At 69.0% G+C, this 7,246-nt stretch carries 6 protein-coding genes; 2 read left to right on the forward strand and 4 right to left on the reverse strand.

Going from position 1 to position 7,246, the window contains the following annotated elements; genetic code table 11:
- The 4 genes from EIO58_RS09790 to EIO58_RS09805 form a co-directional block, all read right to left on the reverse strand.
- Positions 1-662 (reverse strand): aspartate/glutamate racemase family protein (locus EIO58_RS09790; protein WP_127819379.1); only part of this gene is annotated, 662 nt, incomplete at its 3' end.
- Positions 663-683: 21 nt separating this feature from the next.
- A complete protein-coding gene (locus EIO58_RS09795; protein ID WP_127819380.1) occupies positions 684-1,601 on the reverse strand; it encodes a carbohydrate ABC transporter permease in 918 nt (305 codons plus the stop codon).
- 1 nt (position 1,602) lies between these two features.
- A complete protein-coding gene (locus tag EIO58_RS09800; RefSeq protein ID WP_127819381.1) occupies positions 1,603-2,484 on the reverse strand; it encodes a carbohydrate ABC transporter permease in 882 nt (293 codons plus the stop codon).
- Between the two features lie 65 nt (positions 2,485-2,549).
- On the reverse strand, positions 2,550-3,878 hold the full coding sequence (locus EIO58_RS09805; protein ID WP_127819382.1) for an ABC transporter substrate-binding protein: 1,329 nt from the start codon (positions 3,876-3,878) through the stop codon (positions 2,550-2,552).
- Positions 3,879-4,033: 155 nt separating this feature from the next.
- Between EIO58_RS09805 and EIO58_RS09810 the strand changes: the two genes are divergently transcribed.
- Both EIO58_RS09810 and EIO58_RS09815 read left to right on the forward strand, forming a co-directional pair.
- Positions 4,034-6,025 carry a glycoside hydrolase family 127 protein gene (locus tag EIO58_RS09810; RefSeq protein WP_127819383.1) on the forward strand — a complete coding sequence of 664 codons (1,992 nt, stop codon included), beginning with the start codon at positions 4,034-4,036 and terminating at the stop codon, positions 6,023-6,025.
- Between the two features lie 4 nt (positions 6,026-6,029).
- Positions 6,030-7,246: RuBisCO large subunit C-terminal-like domain-containing protein (locus EIO58_RS09815; RefSeq protein ID WP_127819384.1), on the forward strand; the 1,217-nt coding region annotated here is incomplete at its 3' end.

Below are 7,246 nucleotides of genomic sequence, written 5' to 3' on the forward strand. Positions count from 1 at the left end.
CAGAGCGCTGCGACGGTCTCGCTCAGGCGACGGATGCCGGGCTTGAGGCTCGTCAGCACCGGGACGCCGACCGACACGGCCTCGGCCGCGCTCGCCATCGAGGCCTGCGCGAGGACCACGACATCGGCATCCGTCGCCACCCGCTCGATCGCGGCCGCGACGAGCCGGTCGTGCCTCGGGCGGTCGCCGGCTGCGACGGCCTCGAACGCGCCCTCGATCACCTCGCTCACGAACTCCGGCGAACGCCCCGCGAGCTCGGCCCGCTCGCGCAGCAGGCCGAGGGTCGGAGTGAGGGTCGTCGGCAGGGTCGCCAGCACTGCGACCCGGTCGCCGGTGCGGACCGCGGCATCCGCCATCGCCTCGTCGATGCGCAGCACCGGGATGCCGACGGCCTCGGCCGTGGGAGCTGCCAGGTGCGAGATCGACGAGCACGTGAGCATGACGACATCCGCCCCCGCGCTCTGCGCCGCCTTCACGAGATCGGTGAGGCGCTCGGGGACGGATGCCGCGCGCTGCGGGTCGCCGAGATCGGCCACGATCTTGTCGTCGAGGTAGTTCACCGTCGTCGCGCCCGCCAGATGCTCGCGCGCGAGCTCGGCGACCGGCGGGATGACGACGGCGCCGGTGTGGACGAAGGCGATGCGGGGTGCGTCGGCGGTCATGCCACCAGCCTTTCAGCTCTCTCAGCCCTTGAGGGCACCGCCGGACATGCCGGCCATGATCTTCTTGTTCAGCGTCAGGAAGACGATGAGCAGCACCACGATGTTGATGCTCACCGCGGCGAAGAGGGGTCCGAACTGGGTCGAGCCGTACTCGTCGCTGAGGCTCAGCAGGCCCACCTGGATCGTCGCGAGCTCGGGCCGCGTCGTGAAGGTCAGCGCGATCAGCAGGTCGTTCCACACGCTGAAGAACTGCACGAGTCCGACGGTGAGGATCGCGTTCTTCATCATCGGCACGCCGATCACGAAGAACGAGCGCAGCGGACCGGATCCGTCCACCGTCGCCGCCTCGAAGATCTCACGCGGCACCGAGCGGAAGTACGTCGCCATGAGGAACGTCGTCAGCGGAAGGCCCATCACCGTGTACGTGATGATCAGCGGCAGCAGCGAGTCGGTGATCCCCATGCGGAAGTACACGATGAACAGCGGCACCAGGATCATCTGCCCCGGCACCATGATCCCGGCCAGGATGTACAGCAGCGTGCCGTTGCGGCCCTTCCAGATCATGACCTCGAGCGCGTACCCCGCGGCGACGCCGATGAACACGATGAGCAGCACCGACGGGATCGTCACGATGATGCTGTTGAGGTAGTTCTGCCCGACGTTGCCGTTGGTCAGGGCCGTGATGTAGTTGTCGAACTGCCACGTCTCCGGCAGCGAGAGCGCCGGGTTGGAGAGGAACTCCGACTGCGTCTTGAACGAGCCGAGCACCATCCACACCTGCGGGTAGAGCACCACCACCAGCAGAACGGCGACGATGATCCACACCGGGATGCGGCGCACCAGGCGCAGCGCCTTGCGCCGGGCAGGGCTCGGCGCAGGCTTGCGCCGAGTGGGCACCGCCACCGTGGCGGGGGCATCCGTCCGCGTCATGGTCGTCATGTCACACCTCCGCCTTGCGACGCGACGACCGGAAGATCGCGAGCGTGAACACCAGGCACAGCAGGGTCAGCACCAGGGCGATCGTCGAGCCGTAGCCGTACTCGGCGTACTCGAACGCCGTGCGGTACATGTACAGGGTGAGCGGGGCCGTCGACGTGCCCGGCCCGCCGTTGTTGAGCGCGAGCAGGCTGTCGAACACCTTGAGCGTCGCGTTGAGGCTGAAGATGATCGACGACAGCAGGATCGGCAGCGACAGCGGCAGCACGATGTGCCGCACCAGGCGCAGGCCGTTCGCGCCGTCGAGGCGCGCCGACTCGATGATCTCTTCGGGGATGTCGAGCAGGCCCGCGTACAGCAGGATCGCGTAGAACCCCATCGACCCCCACAGGGTCATGACGATCGCGGTCGACATGGTGCCGACGGTCGACGCGAGCACCTCGACGCTCTCACCGCCGAAGAAGTTGATGATGTCGTTGACGGGACCCTGGTTGTCGCCCACGGCGACGAAGCTCTTGAAAAGGAGTGCCACCGCGACCGTCGGCAGGATCGCCGGGAAGAACACGATGGTGCGCACGAACGACGAGCCCCTGCGCAGCACGAAGACGTACAGCAGAGCCAGACCGTAGCCGAGCGCCACCTGGCCGATCGTCGCGACGATCGCGAAGAAGACGCTGACCCACATCGACTGCAGCGCGGCACTGTCGGTGAAGAAGGTCGCGAAGTTCTGGAGTCCGACCCATTCGAATCCGCGGAGCGTGTTGCCCTCGAAGAACGACAGGCCGAGCGACCACGCGACGGGGACGACCTTCAGCAGGGTGTAGAGCAGCAGCGCAGGCGCCAGCAGGATGATGATCGTCCTGCGATCGCCGAAGATCGAGTTCATCTCCGTCGCTTTCTGTGGGGAGCCGGCCCCCCGAGCCTAGGCGCGGGGGACCGGCGAGGCGGGCGTCAGCTGTTGGCGTCGATGCTCGCCTGGAGGTCTGCCATGTAGTCCTCGGGAGTCATCTGGCCCGTCGTGAGGAGCGTCGCGTTGGTCGATGCGAGCGAGTTGCTCTTCGGGTCGAACAGCGCCTCGAACCACAGCACGGTCTCGTCGATCCCGGCGATGCGCTCCTGGATCTCGGCGGTGTTCTCCGAGATGTCGGTTACCTCGCCGTTGACCTTGAAGCCCGAGATCACGCCGGCGTCCTGGAGGGCCTGTTGGCCGTAGTTCTCGGCGATGCAGCTGATCCAGTCCACGACCTTCGGCCCGAACTGCTTGGCGTTGACGATCATCGGAGCGCCCGCGTTGGCCGGGTACTGGTCGATCGAGCCGGCGCCGCCCTCGACCTCGGGGAACGGCATGAACCCGACGTTCTCGCCGCCGATCTGGTTGCGCTCGGGGTCGGTGATCGCGCTCAGCAGCCACGTGCCGTCGTATGTCATCGCGGCCTGGCCGGTGAGGAACATGTTCGACGACGTGTCGCCGTCGCGCGTCGAGAAGCCCTCGCCGAAGTAGCCGGCCTCGGCGTACTCTGCCAGCGCCTCGGCACCCGCGACGTACTCGGGATCGGTCAGCTCGGCCTCGCCGTCGCGGATGGCCGCCATCGCGTCGGGTCCGACGTTGCGGAAGATGTACATGCCCATGATGCGCGTGAGCGGCCAGCCGTTCGCACCCGCCTCGGTCATCGGGGTGATGCCGGCGTCGAGCAGCGTGGCGGACGCCTCGATCAGCTCGTCCCACGTCTGCGGCTCTTCGAGACCGTTGTCGGCGAAGATCTGCTTGTTGTAGAAGATGCCCTCGATGTTGTACTGGTACGGCATCGAGTACATGCCGCCGTAGACCTGCTCGACGGTGGACGCGGCCGCGGGCAGCACGTTGTCCCACGTTCCGGCCTCTTCGAGCGCCGCCTGCAGGTCGCCGACGAGACCGGCGGCGTTGAGATCGCCGTCGGGGCGGATGAGCGCCGTGCCCGCGATCGTGTGGGTGGGCAGCGCGTCCTGGCTCGCCAGCAGTGTCACCTTCTGCACCGTGTCGGCCTGCGCGACCTTCTGGTGCTCGATCGGGAGCGCCTCGTTCTCGGCCTCGCAGGCGCCGGCGGCGAGCGCGTCGAGCTGCGCCTCGAGAACGGGGTTCTCGTTCGCCGTCATGACCGTGAAGGTCTCGGGGTCGGTGCCCGCGGCACCGTCGTCGCCCGAGGACGCGCCGCTTCCGCCGGCGCAGGCGGCCAGCGGCATCACAGCGGCCAGGGTCAGTCCCAGGGCCGCGAAAGCGCGGCTGCGGGGTCGGGTGTTCATAGCGTCCTCCTTGACGAAGACCATGCGGGTGAAGGGTACGACCACGACAGTAGGCACGAATCCAAAGTGTGTCAACAGTCAGTGTTGAAATTCTATTCACTTCGTGCTCCAATCGTGGTTACAGTCAGGTGCACGCCTCCGGAAGGAACCATCGCATGACCGCCACGACAGCCACACGCGCCCATGCGCGGCTGCGACCCCTCGGAGCCGACAGCGCGCGGTGGAGCAGCGGCTTCTGGGGCGACGTCCACGAGCGCACGCGCGATGTCACCATCCCCCAGATCTGGTCGTCGCTGAGCGACCCCGCCGTCAGCCCGGGCTTGGCGAACTTCCGCATCGCCGCGGGGCTGGAGTCAGGCGAGCACCTGGGCCCGCCATTCATGGACGGCGACTTCTACAAGTGGCTCGAAGCAGCAATCGCCCGCCTCGAGACCGACCCCGATCCCGAGCTCGCGGCCCGCCTCGAAGACATCGCGCAGCTCATCGCTTCGGTGCAGCGCGACGACGGGTACCTCCACACGCCGACGATCATCTCGGCGCGCAACCATGAAGACGCGCTGGCGCTCGCCGACCGCTTCCACTTCGAGACCTACAACCTCGGCCACCTCATCACCGCGGGCGTCAAGCACTACGAGGTGACCGGATCGACGACGCTGCTGGATGCCGCGAAGAAGGCGGCCGCGTTCCTCGAAGACCTCGCGACCAACAAGCCGCTCGAACTCGCGCGCAGCGCCATCTGCCCGTCCCACTACATGGCGGTGGTCGACCTGTACCGCGCCACAGGCGACGAGCGGTACCTCCGCCTGTCGGAGTCGTTCGTGCGCGTGCGCGACGACTTCCAGGGCGGCGACGACAACCAGGACCGCCTCCCCGTGCGCGAGCAGACCGTCGTGGCCGGGCACGCCGTGCGCGCGAACTACCTGTACGCGGGGCTCGCCGACCTCATCGCCGATACGGGCGACGACGAGCTGACCGCCGTGCTCGAGCGGCTGTGGCAGGACGTCGTCGACACCAAGCTCTACATCACCGGCGGCGCCGGCGCGCTGTACGACGGCGCCTCGCCGGACGGCTCGCCGTGGCAGGACCAGATCAGCCGCGTGCACCAGGCCTACGGCCGCGCGTACCAGCTGCCCCACACGACGGCCCACAACGAGTCGTGCGCGAACATCGGGCTCATCCTGTGGGGCGAGCGGATGCTGTCGCTCACGGGCGACGCACGCTACGCCGATGTCATCGAGCAGGTCGCCTTCAACAGCCTCCTGTCGAGCATCAGCCTCGCCGGGTCGGAGTACTTCTACACGAACCCCCTGCGCCAGGTGCGCGACCTGCCCTACCCGCTGCGGCGCCCCGGCGACACCGCGATCCACCCGACGCCGCCGCCTCCACCGTCCGACGAACGCCTGCGCGAGCCGTACCTCAGCTGCTTCTGCTGCCCTCCGAACATCGCGCGCACCCTGGCCCGGTTCCACGAGCGCGCCGCATCGCTCGGCGACGACGGCCTCTACCTCCACCTCTACGGGGGGTCGTCGGTCGACGTCACGACCGACGACGGACGCAGCCTCGCCCTGCGCGAAGACAGCGACTACCCGTGGTCGGAGCAGCTGACGTTCACGGTGACGGATGCCTCGGGCACCGGCATCCCTCTCCACCTGCGTGTTCCCGGCTGGTCGTCGGGCGCGAGCCTCACCGTCAACGGCGAAGAGGTCGCGGTCACCGAGCCTGGCACCTACACGCGCGTCGAGCGCGAGTGGCGCGAGGGCGACGTCGTCGTGCTGACGCTGCCGATGCCGGTGCGCGTGCTGCGCGCCCACCGCCTCGCCGAGGAGGCCGCCAACCAGGTCGCGGTGCGTCGCGGGCCGGTCGTGTACTGCCTCGAGAGCGCGGACCTGCCAGACGGCGTCGTGCTCGAGCAGGCGGGGCTGCGCCGCGGCCAGGAGCTCACTCCGGTCGAGGCCGAGGTCGCGGGCACCCGGGTCGTCGTGCTCGAGACCGAGATCGCGGTGCTGCCGAGGCCCACCGACGACGTTCTGTACGACGACCTCGCCGACGCCGAGCTGACGACCGTGACGACGCGTCTCGTGCCGTACTTCGCGTGGAGCAACCGCGGCCCCGGCGAGATGTCGGTGTGGCTCCCCCTGGTGTGGTGACCCGATGACCGCACTGCACGTCGTCGCGACGTACATCATCGAGACCTCCCTTCCGCTGCCGCACGCGGCCGAGGTGCTCGCGGGCGAGCAGTCCACCGGCACGTTCGTGCGGGTCGAGCGCGAGTCCGACGACCTCCGCGCGCGCTTCGCGGCGCAGGTCGAATCGCTCGAGGAGGTGCCGCTCACCGGCGCCTCGCCGCTTCCGGGCTCGGTCGGCGACCCGTCGCAGCGCCGCCGTGCGCGGTTGCGGCTGCGCTTTCCGCTCGGCAACTTCGGACCGTCCCTGCCGAACCTGCTCGCGGCGGTCGCCGGCAACCTGTTCGAGATCAAGGAGCTCTCGGCGATCAAGCTGATCGATCTCGAGCTTCCGCCGGCGTTCGCAGAGCGCTACCCGGGCCCGGCGTTCGGCGTCGAGGGCACGCGACGGCTCGTGGGCCGCCCGACCGGCGCGATGATCGGCACGATCGTCAAACCCAGCATCGGACTCTCGCCCGAGGAGCTCGCCGACGTCGTCGGCGGGCTGGCCGACGCAGGCATCGACTTCATCAAGGACGACGAGCTGCAGGGCAACGGCCCCAGCGCGCCGCTGGCTGAGCGCGTCCGCGCGGTCATGCCCGTGCTCGAGCGCTACGCCGACCGCACCGGGCGCAAGCCCATGTATGCGTTCAACATCACCGACGACATCGACCGGCTCGAGGCCAACCACGACCTCGTCGTCACCGCGGGCGGCACGTGCGTCATGGCGTGCATCAACCTCGTCGGGCTGCCGGGGCTGGAGTTCCTGCGCCGCCACGCGGAGGTGCCGATCCACGGCCATCGCGCGATGCTCGGCGCGTTCAGCCGCTCCGACCAGGTCGGGATAGGGTTCCGAGCATGGCAGAAGCTCGCCCGGCTCGCCGGCGCGGACCACCTGCACACCAACGGCATCAGCAACAAGTTCTACGAGACGGACGCCGAAGTGCTCGACTCGATCGCCGCGGTCCGCGAGCCGCTGCTCGGCCTCACCCCGACGGTGCCGGTGCTGTCGTCCGGCCAGTGGGGCGGCCTCGCACACGCCACCTACTCCGCAGTCGGCACGGCCGATCTGCTCGTCCTCGCGGGCGGCGGCATCCACGGTCACCCCGACGGTGCGGCCGCGGGCGTCGCGAGCATGCGCGAGGCCTGGGAGTCGGCCGCCACCGGCGAGGCGGTCGAGGTCGCCCTCGAGCGCTCGCCGGCGCT

The organism is Microbacterium sp. CPCC 204701 (assembly GCF_004010105.1).
Lineage (GTDB): Bacteria > Actinomycetota > Actinomycetes > Actinomycetales > Microbacteriaceae > Microbacterium.

Coding starts and splice junctions, on each gene's coding strand:
- EIO58_RS09795 (WP_127819380.1), bottom strand. CDS start 1,601: ATGACGACCATGACGCGGACGGATGCCCCCGCCACGGTGGCGGTGCCC.
- EIO58_RS09800 (WP_127819381.1), bottom strand. CDS start 2,484: ATGAACTCGATCTTCGGCGATCGCAGGACGATCATCATCCTGCTGGCG.
- EIO58_RS09810 (WP_127819383.1), top strand. CDS start 4,034: ATGACCGCCACGACAGCCACACGCGCCCATGCGCGGCTGCGACCCCTC.
- EIO58_RS09805 (WP_127819382.1), bottom strand. CDS start 3,878: ATGAACACCCGACCCCGCAGCCGCGCTTTCGCGGCCCTGGGACTGACC.